Annotated in this window: 25 protein-coding genes and 1 tRNA gene; 8 read left to right on the top strand and 18 right to left on the bottom strand. The window is 45.6% G+C overall.

The window, feature by feature from the left end; genetic code table 11:
- Positions 1-20 precede the first annotated feature (20 nt).
- The 3 genes from nadD (at position 21) to rsfS (ending at position 1,789) form a co-directional block, all read left to right on the top strand.
- Positions 21-674, top strand: a complete 654-nt coding sequence (nadD, locus tag HNP82_RS04340) for a nicotinate-nucleotide adenylyltransferase (protein WP_183771873.1) — start codon at positions 21-23, stop codon at positions 672-674.
- A 169-nt stretch (positions 675-843) separates the two neighbouring features.
- On the top strand, positions 844-1,443 hold the full coding sequence (gene yqeK, locus HNP82_RS04335; protein WP_183771871.1) for a bis(5'-nucleosyl)-tetraphosphatase (symmetrical) YqeK: 600 nt from the start codon (positions 844-846) through the stop codon (positions 1,441-1,443).
- Positions 1,444-1,453: 10 nt separating this feature from the next.
- Positions 1,454-1,789 (top strand): ribosome silencing factor, encoded by a 336-nt coding sequence (gene rsfS / locus HNP82_RS04330; RefSeq protein WP_207720556.1) that lies wholly within the window; start codon positions 1,454-1,456, stop codon positions 1,787-1,789.
- 120 nt (positions 1,790-1,909) lie between these two features.
- On the opposite strand, the gene HNP82_RS04325 is transcribed toward rsfS, so the two are convergent.
- The gene (locus HNP82_RS04325) at positions 1,910-3,130 is read right to left on the bottom strand and encodes a 6-phosphofructokinase (RefSeq protein ID WP_183771861.1); all 1,221 of its coding nucleotides are present in this window, start codon (positions 3,128-3,130) and stop codon (positions 1,910-1,912) included.
- Positions 3,131-3,314: 184 nt separating this feature from the next.
- Positions 3,315-3,932, bottom strand: coding sequence for a transcriptional repressor LexA (gene lexA, locus HNP82_RS04320; RefSeq protein ID WP_183771859.1), 618 nt, complete (start codon positions 3,930-3,932; stop codon positions 3,315-3,317).
- A gap of 305 nt (positions 3,933-4,237) precedes the next feature.
- Between lexA and HNP82_RS04315 the strand changes: the two genes are divergently transcribed.
- Complete coding sequence (locus HNP82_RS04315; protein WP_183771857.1) at positions 4,238-4,633, top strand: LysM peptidoglycan-binding domain-containing protein; 396 nt, start codon at positions 4,238-4,240, stop codon at positions 4,631-4,633.
- On the opposite strand, the gene HNP82_RS04310 is transcribed toward HNP82_RS04315, so the two are convergent.
- The 4 genes from HNP82_RS04310 to HNP82_RS04295 form a co-directional block, all read right to left on the bottom strand.
- Entirely contained in the window at positions 4,615-5,364 is a 750-nt protein-coding gene (locus tag HNP82_RS04310) for a tRNA 2-thiocytidine biosynthesis TtcA family protein (RefSeq protein WP_183771855.1), read from the bottom strand. The genes HNP82_RS04315 and HNP82_RS04310 overlap by 19 nt on opposite strands.
- A 208-nt stretch (positions 5,365-5,572) precedes the next feature.
- Complete coding sequence (locus tag HNP82_RS04305; RefSeq protein WP_183771853.1) at positions 5,573-6,661, bottom strand: tyrosine-type recombinase/integrase; 1,089 nt, start codon at positions 6,659-6,661, stop codon at positions 5,573-5,575.
- Positions 6,662-6,816: 155 nt separating this feature from the next.
- A complete protein-coding gene (locus HNP82_RS04300; protein WP_183771851.1) occupies positions 6,817-7,173 on the bottom strand; it encodes a hypothetical protein in 357 nt (118 codons plus the stop codon).
- Between the two features lie 340 nt (positions 7,174-7,513).
- The gene (locus tag HNP82_RS04295; RefSeq protein WP_243164633.1) at positions 7,514-8,152 is read right to left on the bottom strand and encodes a phosphatase PAP2 family protein; all 639 of its coding nucleotides are present in this window, start codon (positions 8,150-8,152) and stop codon (positions 7,514-7,516) included.
- Between the two features lie 699 nt (positions 8,153-8,851).
- On the opposite strand from HNP82_RS04295, the gene HNP82_RS04290 reads away from it, so the two are divergent.
- Entirely contained in the window at positions 8,852-12,406 is a 3,555-nt protein-coding gene (locus tag HNP82_RS04290) for an ABC transporter ATP-binding protein/permease (RefSeq protein ID WP_183771847.1), read from the top strand.
- Positions 12,407-12,483: 77 nt separating this feature from the next.
- Here the strand turns inward: HNP82_RS04290 and HNP82_RS04285 are convergent, their stop codons facing one another.
- The 3 genes from HNP82_RS04285 to HNP82_RS04275 are packed head-to-tail and all read right to left on the bottom strand — an operon-like array spanning position 12,484 to position 16,697.
- Positions 12,484-13,086, bottom strand: a complete 603-nt coding sequence (locus tag HNP82_RS04285) for a cytidylate kinase-like family protein (protein ID WP_183771845.1) — start codon at positions 13,084-13,086, stop codon at positions 12,484-12,486.
- 18 nt (positions 13,087-13,104) lie between these two features.
- Positions 13,105-14,940, bottom strand: a complete 1,836-nt coding sequence (locus tag HNP82_RS04280; protein ID WP_183771843.1) for an ABC transporter ATP-binding protein — start codon at positions 14,938-14,940, stop codon at positions 13,105-13,107.
- Positions 14,940-16,697: an ABC transporter ATP-binding protein gene (locus HNP82_RS04275; protein ID WP_183771841.1), complete on the bottom strand. Its 1,758-nt coding sequence runs from the start codon at positions 16,695-16,697 to the stop codon at positions 14,940-14,942. Before HNP82_RS04275 ends, HNP82_RS04280 begins: the two co-directional genes overlap by 1 nt.
- Before the next feature lie 252 nt (positions 16,698-16,949).
- Between HNP82_RS04275 and HNP82_RS04270 the strand changes: the two genes are divergently transcribed.
- The 3 genes from HNP82_RS04270 (at position 16,950) to HNP82_RS04260 (ending at position 18,870) form a co-directional block, all read left to right on the top strand.
- The gene (locus HNP82_RS04270) at positions 16,950-17,624 is read left to right on the top strand and encodes a response regulator transcription factor (RefSeq protein WP_183771839.1); all 675 of its coding nucleotides are present in this window, start codon (positions 16,950-16,952) and stop codon (positions 17,622-17,624) included.
- Positions 17,621-18,685: a HAMP domain-containing sensor histidine kinase gene (locus HNP82_RS04265; protein ID WP_183771837.1), complete on the top strand. Its 1,065-nt coding sequence runs from the start codon at positions 17,621-17,623 to the stop codon at positions 18,683-18,685. Before HNP82_RS04270 ends, HNP82_RS04265 begins: the two co-directional genes overlap by 4 nt.
- Positions 18,686-18,794: 109 nt before the next feature.
- Positions 18,795-18,870: transfer RNA gene (locus HNP82_RS04260), tRNA-Ala, on the top strand.
- A 256-nt stretch (positions 18,871-19,126) separates the two neighbouring features.
- Here HNP82_RS04260 and HNP82_RS04255 read toward each other — a convergent pair.
- The 9 genes from HNP82_RS04255 to HNP82_RS04210 all read right to left on the bottom strand — a co-directional run bounded on the left by HNP82_RS04255 (position 19,127) and on the right by HNP82_RS04210 (position 24,652).
- Positions 19,127-19,300 carry a hypothetical protein gene (locus tag HNP82_RS04255; RefSeq protein WP_243164632.1) on the bottom strand — a complete coding sequence of 58 codons (174 nt, stop codon included), beginning with the start codon at positions 19,298-19,300 and terminating at the stop codon, positions 19,127-19,129.
- A 5-nt stretch (positions 19,301-19,305) separates the two neighbouring features.
- A complete protein-coding gene (locus HNP82_RS17920; protein ID WP_243164631.1) occupies positions 19,306-20,400 on the bottom strand; it encodes an ATP-binding cassette domain-containing protein in 1,095 nt (364 codons plus the stop codon).
- Entirely contained in the window at positions 20,400-20,798 is a 399-nt protein-coding gene (locus tag HNP82_RS04240) for an MptD family putative ECF transporter S component (RefSeq protein WP_243164630.1), read from the bottom strand. The genes HNP82_RS17920 and HNP82_RS04240 overlap by 1 nt, the downstream gene beginning before the upstream one ends.
- Positions 20,795-22,021 carry an ATP-binding protein gene (locus HNP82_RS04235; protein ID WP_183771835.1) on the bottom strand — a complete coding sequence of 409 codons (1,227 nt, stop codon included), beginning with the start codon at positions 22,019-22,021 and terminating at the stop codon, positions 20,795-20,797. Before HNP82_RS04235 ends, HNP82_RS04240 begins: the two co-directional genes overlap by 4 nt.
- A gap of 120 nt (positions 22,022-22,141) precedes the next feature.
- Positions 22,142-22,357: a hypothetical protein gene (locus tag HNP82_RS04230; RefSeq protein WP_183771833.1), complete on the bottom strand. Its 216-nt coding sequence runs from the start codon at positions 22,355-22,357 to the stop codon at positions 22,142-22,144.
- Positions 22,335-22,559: a helix-turn-helix domain-containing protein gene (locus tag HNP82_RS04225; RefSeq protein WP_183771831.1), complete on the bottom strand. Its 225-nt coding sequence runs from the start codon at positions 22,557-22,559 to the stop codon at positions 22,335-22,337. The genes HNP82_RS04230 and HNP82_RS04225 overlap by 23 nt, the downstream gene beginning before the upstream one ends.
- A gap of 88 nt (positions 22,560-22,647) precedes the next feature.
- Positions 22,648-23,199 (bottom strand): hypothetical protein, encoded by a 552-nt coding sequence (locus tag HNP82_RS04220; protein WP_183771829.1) that lies wholly within the window; start codon positions 23,197-23,199, stop codon positions 22,648-22,650.
- Between the two features lie 155 nt (positions 23,200-23,354).
- Complete coding sequence (locus HNP82_RS04215; protein WP_183772115.1) at positions 23,355-24,095, bottom strand: hypothetical protein; 741 nt, start codon at positions 24,093-24,095, stop codon at positions 23,355-23,357.
- Positions 24,092-24,652, bottom strand: a complete 561-nt coding sequence (locus HNP82_RS04210; protein ID WP_183771827.1) for an RNA polymerase sigma factor — start codon at positions 24,650-24,652, stop codon at positions 24,092-24,094. The genes HNP82_RS04215 and HNP82_RS04210 overlap by 4 nt, the downstream gene beginning before the upstream one ends.
- Positions 24,653-24,679: the final 27 nt, after the last annotated feature.

The following is a 24,679-nucleotide window of genomic DNA, read 5'->3' as shown; positions in this document are numbered from 1 at the left end:
GTCTTTGGGGGACTGGTGTCATGGATAAAAAAAGTAAACGGGTAGGGATCATGGGAGGAACATTTAATCCTGTCCACATCGGTCATCTTCTCATTGCGGAGCAAAGCTATAGAGAGTATGAGCTGGACCAAGTGATCTTCATGCCTGCGGGACATCCCCCCCATAAGCAGGACCAGGAGATTGTCAGCAATCATGACCGTCTTGCTATGCTCCGTCTTGCGGTGGAAGGTGTACCTTATTTTAGAGTTTCAGACTATGAAATCAATAAACACGGCCTGTCCTATACCTATGAGACGCTGGAATATCTGACAGGGATTGCCCCTGACACCCGGTTTTATTTTATCATGGGGGCGGATTCTGTGAAAGACCTGACCCACTGGTGCCGCCCGGAACGGATCTTAGAACTGGCTCATATTCTGGCAGCGGTCCGGGGCGATACGGATATGGAGATGCTCAACCGGGAGGCGGAGCTGCTACGCTGCACCTATCAGGCGAAAATCTCTCTCCTTGGGGCTCCTGAGCTGGATATCTCCTCCAGGGAGCTTAGGGACCGGGTGAAAAACCACGCCTCCATCCGCTTTATGGTGCCGGAAAAAGTGAATTTCTATATTCATTTTCATCATTTATACGAAAAGTCAAATACCCCGCCGCAAGCTGACGGGGCATGGAAATAGTTAGCGCAGCGTAAGCTGCGGGGTATTTGGTCGTCCCTCCGCTTATGATCGGTGCTAGACGTGTGCTACCGGCACACAGCACTGCCAAATGGACGCGCGATCGCGTCCGCTTGGCTACTGCCCGCGGAAATAAAGACCATGTGTCCTATTTTTGCAGGAGGCTGAAAAAATGATTTATACAATTTTGGAAATACAGGATATGTTGAGGGAGAAACAGACCGGTTCCCGCTTTGTCCATACATTGGGTGTGCAGTATACCAGCGCGTGTCTGGCCATGCGTTACGGCGCTGATGTAGAAAAAGCCCAGATGGCCGGCCTGCTCCATGACTGTGCTAAACATATGAAACCGGAAAAGCTTCTGGAAAAATCCAGAAAACACCACCTGGAAGTGACGCACGCCCAGGAGCGGAATCCTTTTCTCCTCCACGGGAGAGTGGGCGCTTATGTGGCCCGGACGAGGTATGGGGTCACAGACCCGGAAATCCTTGGGGCTGTGGAATGGCATACGACGGGAAAGCCGGATATGACTCTGCTGGAAAAGATTGTATTTACAGCCGATTATATTGAGCCAAGCCGTGACAAGGCGCCAAATCTTTCCCGGCTGCGCCAGATCAGTTTTGAGGATCTGGATCAGGCGGTTTACGAGATCCTTGCCCAGACATTGGATTATTTAAAAAAATCTCCTCAGGATATTGACGAGACTACGGAAATTACGTATAGTTACTATAAGTCACTTTTAAAAAGAAGGGAGAAAAACACTGGTGAGTGATTCAAAAAAAATGGCGGCCCTGGCTGTTGAGGCATTAGCCGATAAAAAGGCAGTGGATACAAAAGTTATTAATATTCAGGATATTTCTGTGATCGCCGATTATTTTATTATTGCCAGCGGAAATAATAAAAATCAGGTGCAGGCTATGGCGGACAATGTTTCAGAAGTTCTTGGAAAAGCCGGATATACTCCCCGCCAGGTGGAAGGCTACGCGACAGCCAACTGGATCTTAATGGATTATACGGATATTATTGTCCACGTATTTTCTGAAGAGGATCGCTTGTTTTATGATCTGGAGCGGATCTGGAGAGACGGGAAAGTTACTGAACTGGAAGAACTTGCCTGAGCGGCAAAGGTTTTAAAGTCATATCCCCTGAAGCATAAGCTTCGGGGGATATGACTTTAAAATTAAAGATCCGCGTAGAATCGCACTGCGGCGGAGAATCCTGCGAAGCAGGATTCTTTTTTATTTCCGGTAGGCAAAGACAGGAAGTCCGTCCTCCTCCGGAGGCATAACCGATCCCTGTATGAGCGGGCGGACGTACTGTATAAATTCTTTAGATACGTCTGTTCCATTATGGGTGATCCATGCCTGGGGGACTTTCTTTTCTTTGTTGCATACCTGGTTTACATCTACCAGTGTACATTCAATGTGGTAAGGATCGTCCGAGAGTCGGGAAAATGCAGTCATTTTTCCGGTTTGTCCTGAGAGTGCTGCGTCCACGCTGAAACTTCCGGCCATTATGGCTTCAGCAAGGTCAGTGGCAGACTGGCGGACGGAAGAGCAGCGCTGGCTCACATTCAGTTCAATAGAGCGCACCTTGATTCCAAGGCGGATTCGGATCAGATTTTCCAGATACTTGCCGCACCCGGCCAACATTTTATGGCCGAAGTTGTCAGTGCCCGCTGCCGAGTCGTATTCGCATATAAACCGGCCTTGGGCGTCATGGATGCCCTCAGATACGCAGACCACAATGTTTTTGCGTTTTTTAAGGGCGCTGCTTATGTCAGCAATAAACTGTTCTTCGCAAAAATCCACTTCGGGAAGATAAATAAATACAGGATTATCACCATCGTATTTGCGGGCCAGGGCGGCTGCTCCGGTGAGCCAACCGGCATGGCGACCCATGATTTCCACGATAGTGACAGAATCTGTATCATAAATGGAGGCGTCAATGCCGATTTCCCGGACACTTGTGGCGACAAAACGGGCGGCGCTGCCAAATCCGGGTGTATGGTCAGTAGATACAAGGTCGTTGTCAATGGTTTTTGGAATGCCTATAATCTGTATATCGGTGTTATGGGCGCTGGCACAGCGGGAGAGTTTGCTGACGGTATCCATGGAGTCATTTCCGCCGATATAAAAAAAGTAACCAATATTCATTTCATTAAATTTCTGGAAAATCCGGACATACACCGGATCTTTTAAATCTGAGGGCAGTTTAAAACGGCATGAGCCAAGGTAAGCGCCAGGGGTTGTTTTCAGTTCTTCTAAAGTCGTGTCTGACAGTTGTTCCAGGTCTGTATACTGATCTTTCAAAAATCCCTCAATGCCATTGATCATTCCATAGATGTGGCCGATATGATCTTTTTTATTGTTTTTTGCCTGAGTAATAACGCCATAGAGGCTTCCGTTAATAACCGCGGTGGGGCCTCCGGACTGGCCGACAAGAATATTTTTTTTCATAATCGAGATGTCTCCTCCTGAGTAAAGTAGTTAAATCCTTCAGGTTTGTTTGCGCATACTTGTTTACTATAGCCTATCTTTATAAAAAAGGGAAGGGGATGAAATTAATTTATAAAGTAAATTAATTTCATCCCCTTCCCTACATTCAGTTCGCCATTTCTGATGCCTGGGCTGTATTACGGTATTACATAGACAGGCGCATCAGTCCGATGACCTTTCCGATAATATCCACTGAGGTGACGATAATAGGATTCATAGTATCATTTTCAGGCTGGAGACGATAGTGACCGTCCTCCTTGAAAAAGCGCTTGACAGTGGCGGAATCCCCCAGGAGGGCGACAACAATGTCCCCGTTTTCTGCCGTAGACTGACGCTTTACAATGACTTGATCGCCATCGTAAATCCCGGCGTTGATCATACTCTCGCCGCGTACTTTCAGCATGAAAACTTCAGCGTTGGGCATAAACTCAACAGGGATAGGAAAATAATCCTGGATATTCTCCACTGCCAGGATCGGCTCACCGGCGGTGATGGTTCCCACCATGGGGACATTGATTACTTCCCTGCGGGTCAGGGCGAAATCATCATCCACGATCTCTATAGCCCTCGGTTTAGTGGGGTCACGGCGGATATAGCCGTTTTTTTCCAAAGTTTCCAGATGTGAGTGGACGGAGGACGTGGATTTTAGATGGACAGCCTCACAGATCTCCCGGACGGCAGGTGGATATCCTTTCACTAAAATCTGATGTTTTATGTATTCTAAAATTTCTAATTGTTTTGAGCTGATTCTGCCTTTATCCATTCTGGCGACCTCCTGTAAACATATTATGATGAAGGCGTCAAAAACTATTTTGACGCCTATGATGCACGGATTGCTGCCGCGTCTTGCGCGGTACCTGTGTTTCTCTGTGGGAAGTAAAGCAAAGATGACACGCTTGTGCGCCATTTGATCAGTGCCACAGCACAGGATTTAATTATGTTTATCATACCATATCGAACATATTTTTGCAAACATTTGTTTATACAAAAGGTTGACAACTGAACACATGTTCGCTATAATAAAGAAAACCAAACACATGTTCTAAAAATAAGGAGGAGGAATTTATAATGACTGGAAAGATATGGAAAAAACGGACGGTTACAGTTTTTTTGATGATCATAATCGGACTGATCTGCTTTTTGATCTTTGGATCGACGAAAGTATCCGCAGATGCCCATGTTCAGACCAACGCGCGCAAGTATTTTACAAGCTATGTTGTAAAAAGCGGCGACTCTCTGTGGGACATTGCGGATACTTATATGACGACGGGATATTCCTGTGTGGATGAATATATTGGGGAAGTGATCAAGGCTAACCGTCTGGAAAGCGATGTGATCTATCCAGGACAGCTTCTGATCTTGCCATATTATTCGGATAGACCCTTATACCATACGAAGGCAGACGATGAGCCGGAGGAAGCGGGTGGCTCATCCTTCGCCGGCGCCTACTTGTCTTTGGAGTGATTTGCACAAGTGTGTCTCGGCGGCCAGTTTGGAATGTTTCCGTTGATAATGGCACCAAACATCCGCTCAATGGCGCCGGGATGATCACGGTTAAGCTGGGCGGCAAGCTCCTTGGCATACTCCCGTTTGGTCACACCGTCGGCCGGACATGGACTTTTACATACCGGCAGATGATATTTATGAGAGAAGCCGATGACATCTGCTTCGTTTACATACATCAGAGGACGGATCAGCGTAATATCCATCCGGTCCAGGTAAGTTACCGGTGAGAATGAGTAGAATCGGCCTTCAAAGATGAGAGACAGAAGCATTGTTTCTACAAGATCGTCTTTGTGGTGTCCGTAAGCCAGCTTATTGCATCCCAAAGCTTTGGCCTGTTCGTTGAAAGCGCCCTTGCGCATTTTGGCGCATAGAGCGCATGGATTCTTTTCTTTCCGGTCTTCAAAGATGATATGGCCGATATCTGTCTGCACCACAGTGTAGGGGACGTCCATCTGGCGGCATAGATCTCTGATAGGGTCAAGATTGAAGTTGATGAAGCCCAGATCTACAGTGATGGCATGGATCTCAAAGGGATTGGGATAGAAGCGTTTTAATCCGTGGAGGGCGTAGAGGAGGGCTAGACTGTCTTTCCCCCCGGAGATCCCTATGGCGATTTTATCTCCCGGCTGGATCATCTGATAATCATCGACTGCACGGCGGGTATAGCTTAATAATTGTTGAAGTTTCATATTTTCCTCCTGAGGAGCCTTTTGCGGCCCTTTTGTATTTTATTAGTATTGATTGCTCTTATTAGTTTACATAATTATTTTATGTAAACTAATAAGATGTTAAATTGGAACGATCCAAGCCATGACGCCGGAATTAACCCAGCCGGCGCGGCTAAAATCTTATGCTCGGCACGTAAGCGCGGCTTTGCGAATAGCGTAGGATGGACGGTTACTTGTCTGTCCGATGGTGTGTGTTGGAGGTGTTTTCGCGCAAAATGACGGCAGAGGCCGCCTTCCTTCGCCGTTCATCTCCAAGGGCGGCGTAGTGTTTTTTGGTAGTGTTGACATCCTTATGACCTAAAACATCGGCTACAAGGTAGATATCCCCGGTTTCTCGATAGAGATTGGTGCCATAAGTGCTGCGCAGTTTATGGGGAGTGATATGTTTGTTGGGCGTGACCTGGGAGGAGTACTTTTTGACCAGATCCTCGACGGTACGAACACTGATCCTTTTTCGCTGGGAGGAGAGGAAAAGGGCGTTCTCTTGGCCGGGGAGGGGGATGGTATTTTTTCGGGTGATTTCAAGGTAGTCCGTCAGGGCATTTTCCACCTCCGGGCCAAAGTAGACATACATCTGGTTTCCGCCTTTTCGGGTGACTTTGATGGAATTATTATTAAAGTCCACGTCGTTTAAGTCCAGGCCCACGCACTCAGACACGCGGATACCTGTGCCCAGCAAAAGAGTCATAATAGCCAGATCCCGGAATTTTGTTTTCTCATAGTAAGCCTTCCTTTGGCCTTTTAATTGGTTGCCGCAGTTTTCCACAAAGTCAAGGAGAGAGGCAACCTCATCTACATCCAGGCGGATAATTGCTTTTTCGTGGAGTTTTGGCATAGATACAAGCTGAGCCGGATTGTTTTTTATAGCCTGATGTTTGTAGTAATAATTATAGAAACTTCGCAGGGAAGACATTTTTCGGGCAAGCCCTTTTTCTGTGTTTGTGACCATTTTGTCATCAGAGTCGTAGAGTTTTAGATATTCCTGGTATTCCTCAATATCCACAGCCTGAAGACGGTCGAGATCCTCAAGGGTAAAATCCCTGGTTGTGTAATTTTTATACATAGGATTATTCTCAATTAAATAATTAAAAAATATCCTCAGATCATAGGCATATGAAATTCGTGTCTTGGATGATGTGGTCGGCTCGATGGCCCGGAAATAATCCCTGGAAAAAGGCGGGAGCTGGGCCAGAACATTGCGGAGACGGGACGTATTTTCAATATTCATCTGTTCATGGTATGTTAGCGGGCGATCCATATGAAAACCTCCTTAAAAACAAAAATTGGCTGATCCAAGGTTCATTATGCCATAAATTTGGGCTTTTGTCTAGATCTTCTCCATAAATCTGTATTTGGCGCAGAGATTACTCGCCCTGCTTCTAACAGTTTTCTATGGCGTAAAAAACACAGGCTTTATGAAAGCCTGTGTGAACCATCCTGAACAAAGTTTTCATGATATTTATTTTTGAATAACGTCTGAATCAATTCAATACCCTTATCACATTGATATATAAAATTTCTTGTCAGCGGCTGTGCTTTATTGATTGAAAACGGCTGACATGAAAAATGTTGCTGAACATACCGTTGATCAAGGCATGTATGGTATGGTTCAGGCAGACATGAAAAACAATGCCAGATTTCAAAAATACGCATTTCCTCTTTAAAGATATTTTTAAGATGTTTTGTATAAAATGGACGTTTTTCTTCTATAGCTTCCTGGTCTGCAAAAAGGGATAAAGAAGAAAATGTGAAGGCTTTTTCCCGGCGCATCCGGCCATATATCCTTTTTCTCTGTGTGTATAATCTGCAAAGCATCTGGTCTTTGTGTCTTAGAACATCTTTAATTTCACTGGAATTAGGTACATCATACATATTACAATTATCCCTCCGAAAATCATAATCTTTTGCAACCGTTCAGTTCAACACTCAGCATTGGCGCGGACTGAACGGCCACAATCTTTTTATGTATTTCGCTATTATTGTAATATATTTTTCATATACAATCAATGCAAAACCAAAACAAATGTTCGACAATGTTCAACACAAAATGACAGCTTATTATGTCGGTGATTATTGGGGACAGTATTTGCTTTGCAGTTTTATCCGACAGTTATTGAAATTGTTTGTACCGGACACGCTCTCTTTTTACTTTGACATTTTTATTCATAGATGTAGTTTCATAGGCAACGTAGATAATTCCATATACGACGCCATTTAATAACAGGGCCAAGAGTACATCCAGAATCGAATGCTGCTTTAAAAACATGGTAGACAGTACAATGAGGACTGACAAAATTAAGGAACCATACTGTACGGCGTTATTCTTTTCAAGGGCACGGCATTTCTTCACTGCGATGTACACGGCTACAGAGTTATATACATGGATGCTTGGCAGGATGTTGGTCGATGTGTCTGTCTTATAAAGCTGTTTGACCATATCGACAAAAATGTTATCACGCTCAAAAACCACTGGTCTTAAATCATGGCCGTTGGGGTAAAACCAGGAAACAATAAGAAACAGGGTCATTCCAATGGCAAGGGTGAGAATAAGCTGCCAGTACTCTCTCACATTCTTGTTGTAAAAAGCAAAATATACGATCACCGCGGTAATATAAAAGAACCACAATATGTAAGGGATAATGAAAAATTCACAGAACGGGATCATATCGTCTGCCGGCATGTGGATCAGATGCATCTTCTCCGGCGTCCGATCCTCCAGGATGGCAAATCCGGTTAGATAAAAAATCATGTAAGCCCCGATCAGCCAAATATGTTTATGTTGGAAAAATTGTCTCAAAAATCCCATAGACTTCATTTCACTCCTCTAAAAGTATATAAAAATTTATATGCCCTGATGTTCTTATTGTATCAGAACATACTTGAACAAAGCTTACAATTTTTATAAGATTTTTTAATTTATTTTTGACATTTATTATAAAGTCCAAAAAAGTTCTTTTTTTGCAGGAATTTTACCAAAGATTTACAGAGTTACAGTTCAGCCTGCGCCTACGCTGCGCCGCGCTGACCCGCGGATGACGCCGCTCCTTTGCTCATAATCCGGCGCCGGGCTCATCAGGAATGGGGCGGGTTGATTCTTATGCAAGCATAAATCATCCCGTCCATCCCTGATGGCTGAACTGTAACTTTACAGATTCGCGACTATGTACATATCTGAGTCAGTCCGGTTGACATTATATTTTAATTCACTTATAATTTTCTACATATGTGGTTTTACACAGCTTTTAGCGACAGATGATTCGATTTATTCCTGCGGGCAGTGAGCCAAGCGGACGCGCTCGCACGTCCATTTGGCGAACGCCGCGAGGGTCAAATACCCCGCCCATCGGGGCGCTGCTAGCTTGATGCCCCGTGGCTTGCAGCGGGGATTTGACCTGAGACTGGATATTCAATGAATTGTTCCATAATTTAAAGGAGTGATCTGACAAACATGCTTCAGATTAAAAATATTTGCAAGCAATATAAGACTGGAAATCTGATCCAGAAAGCCTTGGATGGGGTCAGCTTAAATCTCCGCGACAACGAATTTGTGGCCATACTTGGCCCTAGCGGTTCCGGAAAGACGACATTATTAAATATTATTGGCGGTTTGGACCGCTACGACAGCGGAGATCTGATTATCAACGGGATATCTACCAAAAAGTATAAAGACAGGGACTGGGATTCTTACCGCAACCATACTATCGGGTTTGTCTTCCAGAGTTATAACCTTATTCCACATCAGACTGTTCTTGCCAATGTGGAACTTGCCCTGACAATCTCAGGGATCTCCAAAGCTCAGCGGCGCCAGAGAGCCAAAGCGGCCCTTGAACAGGTAGGGCTTGGGGAACAGGCCCATAAAAAGCCAAATCAGATGTCCGGTGGCCAGATGCAGCGTGTGGCTATCGCCAGAGCCTTAGTCAATGATCCGGAGATCCTTCTGGCGGATGAGCCTACCGGCGCCCTGGACAGTGATACAAGCGTTCAGGTTATGGAGTTGTTAAAAGAAGTGGCGAAGGACCGTCTTGTAGTTATGGTTACCCACAATCCGGAGCTGGCTAATGCGTATGCTACCCGAATTGTCAATTTAAAAGACGGAATTATCCGTTCTGATTCAGATCCCTATATCGTGGATGAAAGCCATCTGACGCCGCCGGTCCACAAAAACATGGGAAAATCTGCAATGTCTTTTTTGACTGCCCTCTCTTTAAGTTTTAATAATCTCAGAACAAAAAAGGCGAGAACGCTCCTGACCTCCTTTGCCGGGTCCATCGGTATTATAGGGATCGCTCTGATCCTTTCCATTTCAAACGGAGTCAACACATATATTCAGTCTGTGGAGGAGGACACGTTGTCGGAATACCCTCTGGAGATTCAGAGTACAGGGATGGATCTGTCCTCTATGATGTCTGGGATTGCCAGCAGCTCAGATCATGAGGATGGGACTGTGGGGGTCACTCAGATGCTCACAAGTTTGTTTTCCCAGGTTGATTCCAATGATCTGTCGTCTCTGAAAAGCTACTTTGACAGCGGGGAAAGCGGCATTGAACAGTATGTGAACGCTATTGAATATTCTTACAATGTATCTCCCCAGATTTACCGCGTAGATGAGGACAGTGTACGCCAGGTTCATCCGGATAGTTCCTTTACATCTATGGGACTTGGTTCAGGAACCAGCTCAAGTTCTATGATGTCCTCTATGATGAGTACAAACGTTTTCTATGAGATGCCGGCAGATGCTCAGCTCTATGAGGATCAGTATGATATTAAGGCTGGGCGCTGGCCGCAGAATTATAATGAATGTGTCCTTGTTCTCACGTCTACGGGAAGTATTAGCGACTTCCTGCCCTATGTCCTGGGATTCAGGGACTTCTCCGAACTGGATACGATGGTGGACGCTTTTGTCAATGAAGAGAACGTGGAGACGCCCCAAGATGACCAGTCCTATTCCTATGACGATTTTATTGGCGTCACCTTTAAACTTGTCAACGCGGCGGATTATTACGAATACGATGACCGCTATAATGTGTGGACAGATAAAAGAGATGACACGGAGTATATGAAACAGCTTGTGGATGATGGCGAAGATCTCACCATTGTAGGCGTGGTTCAGCCCCAGTCCGGATCCACAGCGGCTATGCTTAATACGGGGATCTGCTATCCTGCCAGCCTGACGCAGCATGTTATGGAAGAGGCTGCTGCCAGTGAGATTGTCCAAGCACAGCTTGAAGAGCCATCGGTTAATGTATTTACAGGAAATACTTTTGGAGAGGATAACAGTGAAAATGAATTTTCTCTGGACTCTCTTTTTTCCATTAATGAGGAGGCTGTGCAAGATGCCTTCCAGTTTGATGAAAGCGCCCTGGATATTGATATGTCCCAGTATTTTAATATGAACGGGAGTTCCCTGGATCTGTCCCAGATGATGGATTTTGGCAGTTTGTCTCTGGATATGCCCCAATTGTCAGGTATTAATATCAGCGATGTTATGAGCCAACTCAATGTTACTGTGTCCACAGAATACATTGATGACCTTGTGCAGAATGTACTGGACGGCTATGCCCAGTATGCCCAGGAAAATCCACAGGCGGATTATTCAAAGTTAAATGAATATTTTATGGCTTACCTTCAGACCGACTCGGCTCAGAGTCTTCTCTCAGACTGCATCCGTGAAATTATAAACAGCAGCGGTATGTCTGTGCCGGCAGATCAGTTAAATACACTGATCACACAGGTTGCTGCAGGTTTTCAGTCATACCTTGAAGCCAACGGTCTGACCGAGGTGACCGACCCGGCCCAGGTTCAGCAGTACCTGACCGCCTATCTTCAGACACCTGAGGTTCAGCAGCAGATTTCTGACGGAGCGGCCAGCATGATTCTTTCTGCCGGGGAGATCAATGTGACGCCCGAACAGCTTAAAAAGTTGACAGACGGCCTTGTATCCGGCTACCAGCAGTATGCGGAGGACAACGCTCTGCCTGACCCTACCCAGATGGATGAGTATTTTAATGCCTATCTCCAGACGCCCCAGGCTCAGCAGACGATTACTGACGGTATCGGACAGATTATGAATATTGACAGCCTTGAGAGCCAGTTATCCAACATACTGGGAAGCTATATGGAACAGGTGATGGGCTCCTACTCTTCGGCTCTCTCTCAGGCCCTTCAAACCCAGATATCTTCATTGATGCAGCAGACTGTGGCTCAAATCAGCCAGAGTATGACCAGCGGCATGGAAGCGGCTATGAGCCAGATCAGCGCCAATATGGAAAATGCCTTCCATTTTGACACAGACGCCTTTGCAAATGCCATTGAGATCAATATGACAGAAGATGAGCTGACAGAGCTGCTCACCTCCATGATGTCGGCTCAGGATACGTCTTATGACAGCAATCTGCGCGCTTTAAATTATGCTGACCCAGACGATCCAAGCGGGATTAATATTTATCCTCTGGATTTTGAGAGTAAAGGGCATATACTGGATATTCTTGATAGCTATAACGAACAGATGAGCGCTCAGGGTATGGATGAAAAGGTGATCAGTTATACAGATATGGTCGGAACTCTTATGTCCTCTGTGACCGACATTGTGGATGTGATCAGTTACGTCCTTGTGGCTTTTGTGGCGATCTCCCTCATTGTGTCCTCCATAATGATCGGCGTCATTACCTATATCAGCGTGTTGGAGCGGAAAAAGGAAATCGGCATCCTCCGGGCTATCGGCGCATCCAAGCGGAATATTTCCCAGGTATTTAACGCTGAGACATTTATTGTAGGACTGTGTGCCGGGCTGATGGGTATCGGGCTGACGCTGGTACTTTTGATTCCGGCCAATTACCTGATCCATTCCTTTGCTGGTGAGGAGATCAATATCTACGCTTCTCTTCCACCGGTGGCTGGGATTGTCCTTATCTCTTTAAGTATCCTGCTGACGCTGATCGGAGGCCTGATTCCGTCAAAGAAGGCGGCGAAAAACGATCCGGTAGCGGCATTGAGAACAGAATAAGAAAAAAACCGGGTTCCTCCATATGGAGGAAATCCGGTTTTTTTGTCTTGATACGTTGTTGCCTATCTCGAAGCATTTCACTTGGCAAAAAGTCCTTTAAGTACAGAAACACATCCGTCGATACCAAGATAAGTGGAGTTCAGGATAATGTCATAATTTTTTATATCCGTCCACTTCCGGGTGGTGTTGGCGTAGTAATATTTAGATCGTTTGTTATCGAATCTCTTTCGGGTACTTTCCACATCTTTTTCTGGAATTTTGTAGTCTTTCATAATCCTTTGCTTTTTATCTTCGCTTTCCCCACGGATAAAGACTTTGACAACGCCGCTGTATTTTTTTAACGCTTCAGCGGCGCAGTGGCCAAGAAAAATTGCCGGGCCTCCCGCAGCCAGCCGCTGTATTTCTCTTTGCTCGCTCATAAAAATATGGCCTTCGGCGGGAAGCATATCTGAGTTACCGGACTGGGTCTGGCTCATGACAAAAAGGGTATATAAAAAACTGCCCGTCACGGATTCCTCATATTTTTGAATTCGGTCGACAGAAATATCATTCTGCTTGGAAACCGCATCCAATATTTCAGGACCGTAGCATGGGATGTTGCACTCCTGGGCAAGGCGGCGGGCAATTTTTGTGCCGCCGCTGCCGTATTCACGCTCAATGGTTACATAATTGCATTTCATAAGATTCCCCCGCTTTCTTTAAGACGCTTTATCGAACTGGCTATTGTAAAGGTCCGCGTAAAAGCCGCCTTTTTCCAGAAGTTCATCGTGTGTTCCGCTCTCAATGACATCGCCGTCCTTTAATACAAGGATGAGATCTGAATTTTTGATGGTGGACAGGCGGTGGGCAATGACGAAGGACGTGCGTCCCTCCATGAGGGCGTCCATGGCATTTTGGATCTGAAGTTCTGTCCGTGTATCTACAGAGCTTGTGGCCTCATCCAGAATCAGCATTGGCTTGTCAGCAATCATCGCCCTTGCGATGGTGAGCTGCTGTTTCTGGCCCTGGGAGAGATTTAACTGGTCATTAAGTATGGTATCGTAGCCGTGGGGAAGGGTGTGGATAAAATGATCCAGGCCCACAGCTTTACATGCTGCTTCCATTTTCTCATCGCTGACATTTTCTGAACAGTAAATCAGGTTTTCACGGACAGTTCCCTCGAAGAGCCATGTATCCTGAAGGACCATACAAAACTGAGAGTGAACTTCCTCACGATTCATTGTTTTTGTAGAGATGCCATCAATGCGGATATCGCCTCCGTCTATTTCGTAGAATCTCATGAGCAGGTTGACCAGCGTTGTTTTTCCGGCGCCGGTAGGCCCAACAATGGCGATCTTCTGACCGGGCTTGGCTTTTGCAGAAAAATCGTGGATGATGATCTTGTCAGGATCATAACCGAATTTTACATGGTCAAATTCTACATAGCCTTTTGTATTTTCCAGATGAGCAGTTTTGTCTTTCTCATCCTCCATCTCTTTAGCCTCAAGAAATTCAAATACCCGCTCTCCTGCCGCAGCGCCGGACTGGAGAGACTGGATTGCCTGGGCAATCTGGGACAAAGGCTGGGTGAAGAAGCGGACATACATCATGAAGGCGACAATAACTTCAAAACCGATCTGTCCGTTCATTGTCAGCACAGCGCCAACCACACATACGGCAACATAGCCAAGGTTTCCGATAAAGACCATGAGAGGCTGCATAAGGCCAGCCAGACACTGGGCGCGGAAAGCGCTCTCCCGAAGATTTCCGTTCATCTCGTCAAAAGTCCTTTTGGCATTGGCCTCATCGTTGTAGGCTTTAACAACGGTATGTCCAGAGTAGATCTCTTCGATATGCCCGTTAAGCTCGCCTAAGTGGCGCTGCTGGCGGGCAAAATACTTTTGAGAGTGAGATGTGATCAGACGCATAAGCATAAAGCCGATAAAAATAGCGACAACGGCGGTGAGCGTCATGATTACATTGGTGATCAGCATCATGAACAATGAACCGATAAAGAGCGTAATGGCAGATACAAGCATGCCGACACTCTGGTTTAATGACATGGAGATCATGTCCACGTCGTTGGTCACGCGGGAAAGAATATCTCCGTGGGATGAGTGGCTGTAAAAGCTCATGGGGAGACGGTTGATCTTCCGTGTAATATCACTTCTCATCTGCTGCGAAACCATCTGGGAGATGGTCGTCATAATAAAATGTTGTATAAAAGACAGGACGATACTGCACAGGTAAAAGGCAACGAGTGTAAAGCCAATACGCCCTACCGCCTCAAGATCAATGGTGCCGGTCAGACCCTTGGTGATCTCCTCCGTCATGTCGGACAGTCTGTCCGGCCCGACTAATGTAAATACAGTACCGCCGATGGCACATATAACGGCGATCAGGACAGGGACAATATATCTTTTGCAGTATTTGATCAGTTTTTTCCATGTCCCGGTAAAATCTTTGGCCTTCTCCCCGGAGCCCCGGCGCATTCCTGGCCCGCCGTGGGCGTGAGGGGCAGAGCCGTGATTTGATGAATAGGATTTATTTTCCATTATGCCAGTTCCTCCTTTGAAAGCTGTGAAAGGGCGATCTGCTGGTAAACCTCACAATCCTTCATTAACTGATCATGAGTTCCCATTCCCGCGATCTTTCCGTCAGACAAAACAATGATTTTATCCGCGTCGCGTATCGTACCAATACGCTGAGCCACGATGATTCTTGTGGATTGACCGCAGTCTTTTGCCAATGTTTCCCTTAAAATACGGTCGGTTTTATAGTCCAAAGCTGAAAACGAATCGTCAAAAATAAAAATTTCCGGACGACGGCACACGGCCCTGGCAATGGACAGGCGCTGTTTCTGACCGCCGGAGAGGTTAGAGCCTCCCTGGGCAATATAGCCGTCATAGGTTCCTGTCATTTTTTCAACAAATTCATTGGCCTGGGCGGTATATACAGCGTTGACGATATCTTCGTCAGGAAATTCTTCTTGCCCGTTATCTCCAAAGGCCACGTTGCTGCGCACGGTTCCTGAAAACAGAGTGGCTTTCTGGGAGACATAGCCGATCTTATTTCTCAGAGCTTTCTGATCGTATTCCCTCACATCCACGCCATCTACAAGAACCTGGCCGGAAGTGACATCGTAAAACCGGGGGATTAAATTAATCACTGTACTCTTTCCGCATCCGGTAGAACCGATGAAGGCGACAGTCTCTCCTTTGTGGGCGGTAAAGGAAATATTCTGGAGCATATCGCCGTCAGCGTCGGGATAGCGGAAGGATACATTGCGAAACTCCACTTCCCCGGTCAGGCCGGTATCCGGTTCTGTGACTGGGCCATCTTTAATACTTGGAACGGTATCGAGAACCTCATTGATACGTTTGGCGGCAACGGAAGCTCTTGGGAAGATGACCAGTATAATGACAAGCATCATGAAGGACATTACCACCTGCATCGCATACTGGGAGAAGACGATCATATCTGAGAAAATACTCAGCTTATCCATACCTTGGGCATTTTCCACAAGGTAGGCTCCGATCCAGTAGACTGCCAGGGACAGGCCATTCATAACGAGCTGGATACCCGGCATTAAAAAGGCCATGGTCCGGTTGGCAAAAAGCTGGGTTTTGGTGAGGCGGTGGTTGGCCTCTTCAAATTTCTTTTCCTGATAATCTTCTGCATTGTAAGCCCGGATAACATTTAATCCCGTAAGATTTTCACGGGTAATGCGGTTGATCTCGTCGGTGAGTTTCTGGAGACGTTTAAATTTTGGCATAGCGATAATAACGCAGGTACCCACCACAAGAAGGAGGATCACAACGGCAACACCGGTGCTGAAGGTCCACTGCCAGCTCTTCCCGGCAATCTTGGCAATGGCCCAGACCGCAGTGATGGGAGCTTTCAAAAGCACCTGGAGGCCCATGACAATAAGCATCTGAACCTGCATAACATCGTTGGTGGAGCGGGTGATCAGGCTGGCTGTAGAAAAGTTTCCGATTTCAGCCATTGTAAAGGATTGTACTTGGTTAAAAAGATCCTCCCGCAGATTGGCGGAAAAATTGGCCGCGATCTTGGCCGCGCAGATCACTGTGCAGAAGGAGGCGGCAAAACTTCCCAGGGCGCAGGCAAGCATTTTTCCGCCGGCAATAAGAATATCACTCATGGCGCTGCCTGCCGTTTGTACCAGAGTAGTGATTTCTGACATATAATCCGGCATGGTCAGATCCAGCCATACCTGAAAGACAATAAAGATCAGCGCCAAAAAGGCGAAGGTCCACTCTGTTTTTGTGAATTTTTTTAGTAATTTCAGCATAGATAGTCTCCTTCCTCATTATCTGACGCCCGGCTCATCAGGAATGGGCCGATGCTTATGCGAGGCATAAACAATCCAGCCCATTCCTGATAGCTGAACTGTTAAAAAAAATTATATTCATGAAAAATAAACTGAATCTAAACTTCATGGCCCTTTGGTGCAGACCGGTAGGGGGATGTAAGAAACAGGGATTTTTACTTGTCATATTTTAAGGGTAACGCTATAATAATAAGAAATCTGGAGGTGTACACTATGTTTCATATTCTTGTCGCTGATGACGATAAAAATACGCGAATATATATGAGGGCCCTGCTGGAAGGGGCTGGTTATACTGTCTCAACGGCCCAAAATGGAGCCAAGGCCCTTGAGGTGATGCAGAAAAAACATATTGATCTGATCATTTTGGATATTATGATGCCGGACATGGATGGATATGAACTGACGAAAGAATTAAGGGATGCCGGAGATAATATTCCCATCCTTATGGTGTCTGCGCGGCAGCTTCCCGCCGATAAGAAAAAAGGATTTTTAGTGGGGACCGATGACTACATGACAAAGCCGGTGGATGATGAGGAGATGCTTTTGCGTATCCACGCCCTTTTGCGCCGGGCCAAGATTGTCAGTGAGAAAAAGATTGTCATCGGGGATATTATCCTGGATTACAATGCTATGACTGTGACCGGCCACGGTCAGGTTTTTGAGCTGCCCCAGAAAGAATTTCTTCTTTTGTATAAACTTCTCTCCTACCCTGGACAGATATTTACCCGTATCCAGCTTATGGATGAAATCTGGGGGATGGACAGCGATACCGGCTGGGAGACAGTGACTGTCCATATCGGGCGTTTGAGAAAACGTTTTGAGGGATGGCCGGAATTTGAGATTGTCTCTGTCCGTGGACTTGGCTATAAGGCGGTGAGAAAAGTATGATCCATAAAAAAATAAAAAATGGAAAACGTCCCCATATTCCTCTGACATTTATCGTCACTGTGATTGCCTTCTTCGTCCTTGTGATTACTATGTTTGTGGTGACGTTAGTCTCCTACCTGATGATTCACCTTGGCGTTTTTCATTATGTTCCTTCCGGGCGGGCCAGTTTTATCTTTATTATGGTTGAATTTTCATTGTCCAGCATTGTTGTCGGCACATGTGTGTCTTTAGTTGTGGGGCGCATCTCTTTAAGGCCGATTAGCCGTATGATCACGGCCCTGGACTGTCTGGCTGCCGGAGATTACAAAACCCGGATTTATTTTGGGGAAAGCACTGTGGGAAAAGAGCTTGCGAAAAGTTTCAATATGCTGGCTCAGGAGCTGGACAACACAGAAATGCTTCGCTCCGATTTTGTCAATAATTTTTCCCATGAGTTTAAAACGCCCATTGTATCTATTTATGGTTTTTCCCGACTGCTTTTAAAAGGAAAGGTGGATGAAAACACAGCCAGGGAATATCTTTCTATTATTGAGCAGGAATCCGGGCGCCTTTCTAAGATGGCTACCAATGTTTTAAATCTCACAAAAATTGAAAATCAGACGATCCTTACAGATCAGGCCGAATATAATGTTTCTGAACAGATCAGACGTTCTATTCTTCTTTTGGAAAAGAAATGGAGCGCGAAAAATATCCAATTGTCCTGTGAATTTAATGAACATAAAATCACGGCCAATGAAGAGCTTCTAAAGCAGGTATGGATCAACATTTTGGACAACGCCATAAAATTTTCTCCGGAAAATGGAAAGATTACTGTGGCCATCTATGACCGTTCGGAGGCAATTTCTGTTGTGATCAAAAATAACGGGCCAAAGATCAGCGAACACGACATGCTTCGTATTTTTAATAAATTTTATCAGGGAGATGCATCCCATGGTGGAGAGGGGACAGGCGTGGGTCTGTCTATTGTAAAAAAGATCGTGGATCTCCATGGTGGCAAAGTCTGGGTGGAAAGTACAGACAAGGAGACGGCGTTCTGGGTTTCTCTTCCGGTCAGCGCGTAAGCGCGGCGCAGCATAGGCGCGGGCAGAACTGTTACAGGATTTTTGCGAGAAAAGAATTTTTTCCTTGAATTTGCCGATGATCGTGCTATAATAGAAACGTACACCACGTGGGGATATAGCTCAGATGGGAGAGCGATACGTTCGCAACGTATAGGTCACGAGTTCGAGTCTCGCTATCTCCACCAGAATACTCTTACTCGAACTATTTGACCCAAAAAAATATGAGACAGTAGTTTGAGGTTCGTATAAAGTGGAATTATGAGGAAGATCGGCATTGAGGAAATTCGATGCCGATCTTTTCTCGCTTAACCCTAATGACATCATCTTTGAAGGGCTCTAGCAATTGGTTAAAGGGAGAGCTATAGACCGAGTAGATGCTCAAACCAGCAAGATCTTCGTTGCAATATCAAAATACCGTCACTCAGGACATGGAGGAGAAGATCATCTCCATGTATGCCAATCATTATACATGAGAAATACACCGGGAAAGACATGATAAAGCGTCATCATGCCTTCGCCGGAGTTATCGCTTAAACGCATGACCTTGCAATCATCGGACTCAATCAGGTTTTGAACATTCGGGCCGCAGTACATTTCTTGAAATAGTTCCGGCATAGACGCTACCTCCTTTCTTTGGAGCATCCCTCCATATCAAATATTTTATCACAAGTCCGGCCCAAAAACTCAAAATCATGGGAAACTATGATGATCACTTTATTTTCATCATTCAACTTGCGGATCATATTGCTCACTTCCAGCATACGATGATAGTCCAGGCCACTGGTAGGCTCGTCAAAGACAAGTACATCCTTGTTGGAGAGAATAGCGGTTGCCACCGCAAGGCGCTGCTTCTGGCCTCCTGACAGGGCCATCGGATGGCGGTCTTTGAAATCCAGCAAATCAAAAGACCTGAGAATTTCTTCAATCCGCTCCGCCGGGCAATCCGGCTGCGCCAGTTCACATTCGTTCCATACGCTGTCTGAAAAAAGCTGATGGTTCACATCCTGCATCACACAAAAGCTGGCCTTATTACGCTGTTTTGCTTTCAGTGTTTGCCCGTCCAGCCGGACCGTTCCATTCACTTCTTTCACAAGCCCGCACAGGCAGCGCGTCATCGTCGTTTTTCCTGCGCCGTTATGGCCGACAATTCCCAACACTTCGCCCCGTTTTGCAGAAAAGCCAATGCCTCCAAATACCGGCTGCTTATCAAAGGCACAGGAAAGATTTTCTACGGATAAGCCTTCCTGCGCCCCTGGCGGATCGGCGGGGGGCAACTCCAGCACAGGATGGACAAGACTTCTAAGCCCCATCCGGATACGCTGTTCATCCATCAGTCCCTGGGGGATATGCCATTTCCGAAGTGCAACCATCAATTCCCGGACGGGCGTTTTCTGTAAAACCATCGTACCGACAATCAAGCAAGGGAAAATCTTTCTTGCATAAGATACTATGATCGTGAAGCTGCTGGCTAAAATTTGGGGCCCGTTTGGGAACACATAGTATTGCAGCGCCAGACAAATCCCAAATGCGATTGCCAGCTTGCCCGCGGATTTTTGGCACCCGCAGGCAACGATCAGCAGGAGCAGAAAAACAACCCATGTAATTTCAACCCATAGGTTGTGCTGGGTAAAGGCCACGATATTGGCCAGTACCAACAAAAGCAGCTCCGTCCGTGGATCGAACCTTAATGTATGTTTTTTCCCTGGCCCAGCCATCACACAATTCCTGCCTTTACAAAATGCTTTTTGAACAGACCTCTGGCAATAAATGCGCCGATGATACCACCGATGATTGGAGCAACGAACAGAACGATTAGCATTGCATTGGACGACAGGGCTTCAACTGCCGCAACATAATCAGCGGGCATTCCCTGTTCTGTAATCTGCGCCAGAAAATCAGCTTTAAACAGCCAGATTGGAAGGGGCGAGCCGACCATCCCCAGTGAAAAAATCACATAGGCAATGGAATTTCCCTTGAAGCTGTTATACTTGGTCACTACTCGGACAACTTCGGCCAAAATGCAAGTAGAAGCCATGGAAATCTCCGCTTTCATTTCATTAAGGTTTGGCAAGAGATCATCGAGAAATCTTTGGCCCCCGGCGACTTGATTCAATCCTTTGGTTCCATCAGCCAATCCAATAAATACCGTACCTGTATCCCATTGTAATTTCCGGGCGTTAACCGGTCCATGGTTAAAATCATCTTCTCATAATTGTCCCGGATATTTTCAAGGGGTCTGATCTCCCGCTCAAATGTCTCCTGTGCAGTCAAGTCCGCTGTAACCTGAAAATATTGATAGGCCCCCTGCTTCTGGGCAACAAAATCCACTTCTGTGTTTCCGACTTTGCCAACCGTTACCTTATATCCCCGACGCAAAAGTTCAAAATAAACAAGGTTTTCAAGAGAAAAACCCAGGTCATAGTTTTTACGTGGAAGGATATGATTTCTCAATCCCAGATCAACAATATACATTTTTCGGTTCGCTTTTAAAAGCTGCTTCCCGACAATGTCAAAACGTTCTGCGGGATAAAAGATAAAGGATTCCGTTAAGGCTTCCACATAATCCCCCACCGTATTGGGCGAGATTTTTCTTCCATTTGAAATCAGATAATCCGTAATACTTCTGACAGATACGGGATTCCCCACAACACTTGCAAGATATTTTGCAATCGTCTTCAGCAGCGCAATATCTGTAATTTTCCTCTTGGAAAGATCGCTTTCCTTTCTTGCCTGCCTGTCCTCAATATCTTTTACAATGACCGTATTGTAAATTCCCTCCAAATAGGTGCTTACTTTCTCGTTGGTACGATTCATAGCGGCAATGTACGGCATACCGCCGTTTCTTAAATATTCAGGAAATCCTTGTTCCGGTTCTAAACCTGTCATGGAAAGGAACTCCCGGAGAGACAGCGGAAGCATTTTGATCTCCACATACCTGCCTGTCAAAAGTGTTGCTAAATCTCCCGAAAGCATATACGCATTGGACCCTGTAATATAGAGATCCACATTGGGCTTTACATATAAACTGTCTACAACCTTTTCAAAGGAAGGCACTTTCTGAATTTCATCGAGAAAAATATACGTGATTTTTCCGCTGACCAAACGTTCTTTCAGATACTGATGGAGCTTCTTGTAATCCAGCAGATCTTCGTACTCCAGTTCCTCAAAGTTGACGGAAACGATTTGCTCCTGTGTGACCCCGTTTTCCTTCAGCCATTGCTGAAACTGCATCAAAAGTGTCGATTTTCCGCAGCGCCGGATACCTGTGACCACTTTGATCACCTGTTCATCTTTCCAACTGATGAGCTGATCTAAATATTCTTTCCGTTGTACCAATGAAAATCACCTCCCTGTTAGTGTTCTCATTTTAGCACAGATTATTCCCATCGTCAATGCCATGTTCCCATTTCAGAACAATAATTGATTTTTTATTAAATCTATTCCGGTATCGGATTTTCAACAGTGAATATATAATCCCCGGTCTGGCTTGCGCTCTTTTGCCGACTCCAGACGCTCCTGATCCTTCTGAGTCTCTGTGCGATCATCTTCCAGCTTAAGCTTCGGAAATATCTCATTTGCTGTTTTAAAATGCCTTTTCTGTTCTTCTTCCGGAAGTGTACGAACCCTTTCTATATCAGCGGCCGCATCCTCAAGTTTTTTCCGCTCTGCCAAAACTTCCTCCTCTGTAAAACCCCAGAAGAAAATCGGTTGAGACATGATAATACTCAGACATACGGATCAAACCTTCAATCGAGGGCGCGTTTCGTTCACTTTCCCATCTGCTGAGTGTAGGCTGTGAAACGCCCAGCTCTTTCACAGATGAAGTCAGAGCGATCTTTTTCATTTTTCTGGCCAGCTTATATTGACGAGCCACAGCATTCCCTCCTTTACTTCAAGATTACCCATGTTCCTTTTCGATCAGACCCACTGCGCCGGATAAGTATGGATTTTATCAAACACGGCTATTCTTCCGCATCTGAATCAGACGTTCCCGCATCATCACTGGTATATAGGTCTGCAGGAATTGAATTGACAGCAAGCTGTTCTTCCTGCGATAAAGAATTATACCATTCAAGCCATTTAAGAGTTTTTTCGGTCAAGTCAGATTTATGGAATAGCTGTCCATGAAATTCAACAACTTCATCTTCGGTGTTTTCTTCAGACAGGGGAATTACCGGCAGTTCCCTTTCTGCTGCTTTTTCTGCGGTATAATCGCAATTATTCCAGACCGATTCTATGTCCGATGATGTAAAATAATCCTTTTCACTATCGGATACCATAATTCTTCCCGACCTTGCGGCAATGGACGAATATATAACTTCATAAGTCATACCGCCAGACAGATTAAATCTGAAACTTGTCACAGAACCTCCGGCCACAGGCTCCGTCTCTTTATCTTCCAATGCAGCACTTTCAAGCAGTTGATATATGTGTTCAATATCCTCCTGACCGGTAATCACCTTTTTTTCTGCATCCGCTGGATTGACAAAGTAGAACATTTCTATATCTTCCACCTCTGCCGTCTCAAAAGGAAAGTCAATCGTTTCATTCCTGGTGCAGCCAGCCAGCGAAACACACCACACAAAAGCACAGATACTGAGTATCCATTTTTTCATAGAAATCCACCTCCGTTATCCGTTCAGTCAGCTAAACTGTTCTCCGCTCTTATTCAGCCTTCTCCGTCGTATATAGCTTCCCTATGATTTAAGATCTGGTTTAACAATTCCTCTCCGCTCATATTTTCGGAAATTCCAAAGCCGGGAATCGCTGTAAATTCTTCCGTATCCGTTGACGTAAGAAATCCCCGTCCATGGAGTTGGATCACATCTACAAAACAGGTGGCTGTATCTTTATTTTTATCCACTTCGGTTTTAAGATCAAAACCGTGTTCATAGGCACAAATGATCCATTTGTTTTCCTCTTGTGCCACTGTGGCAGTTCCGATACATTCATCCTTCGCCATGACAGGGATGATGTATTGATCATCGAAGACTAAGGTTTCCAAAATTGTATGACTGTCTTGAGTCACATTGGCTGTTGAATAAACGGGAATAACATAGTCAAGGTCAAACGCCGCGTTTGCCACTTCCGCCCAACTCTCTATATCCTGATTTGTAATATCCTGCGCGATTGCGTCAACGACCTTTTGTCCGGCAAAAAGGTTTGGAACCTCCTGCAAAATAACCTGACTGCCTCCTGCCATTGTCCCGCCTGCACCGCCATCGCTTTCCCAGGGACTTAGCATAGAGGGGATGGTTATCGCGGCCGCTGCAATAAGACATAAGCAGGCGGCTATGGCGCTCCACTTAACCCAAACAGGCTTTTTGTCTTTCGTCTTATAGGCGAGGGCTTCCTCAATATATTTGCTGTCAAGCTCGCTCATAGCTTCAGAAAACTTCTTTGCGTTCATACGAATACCTCTCTTTCCGCCAAATATTGCTTCATTTTTTCACGGATACGGGTCAGCCGGACAGAGATATTTTTCTCCGAAAGCCCTACCAACTCAGCAATATCCCTGTAACTGTCAGAAAACCAGTAGCGCCGCATAAAGATCACCCGGTTTTCCAGAGTCAGCGTGTCTAAAAATTCCTCAATGATACGGGCCAATATCTTGACTTCGATTTCCTCTTCAATATTTTCCCGCCCGGCGATACAGGCTTCAATTTCTTCTAAAGCAATGGTATAATGGCTATTTCGTTTCGCTGCTTTCTTTTTCCAGTAGATTTTTAGTGAAATATTCCGGACAATTTTCAGTATGTAGGTCAACAGCGGATTCGGCCGTACCGGTGGAATGGCGTTCCACGCACCCAAATAAGCATCATTCACACATTCTTCCGCATCCTGCCTGTCATTTACAATGTTGTATGAAAGGTTATGGAAGATTACTCCATATTTATCATCCAATTCCTTAATTCCCTGCTCCGAACGCTCAAAAAACAGATCTATGATTTTTTCATCATCCATCATGCCAACTCCCCCTTCCCTCTTTCCGTT

Source organism: Catenibacillus scindens (genome assembly GCF_014202115.1).
GTDB lineage: Bacteria > Bacillota > Clostridia > Lachnospirales > Lachnospiraceae > Catenibacillus > Catenibacillus scindens.
Note: the sequence above shows the minus strand (reverse complement) of the source record. Positions and strands in the feature narration are given on the sequence as shown.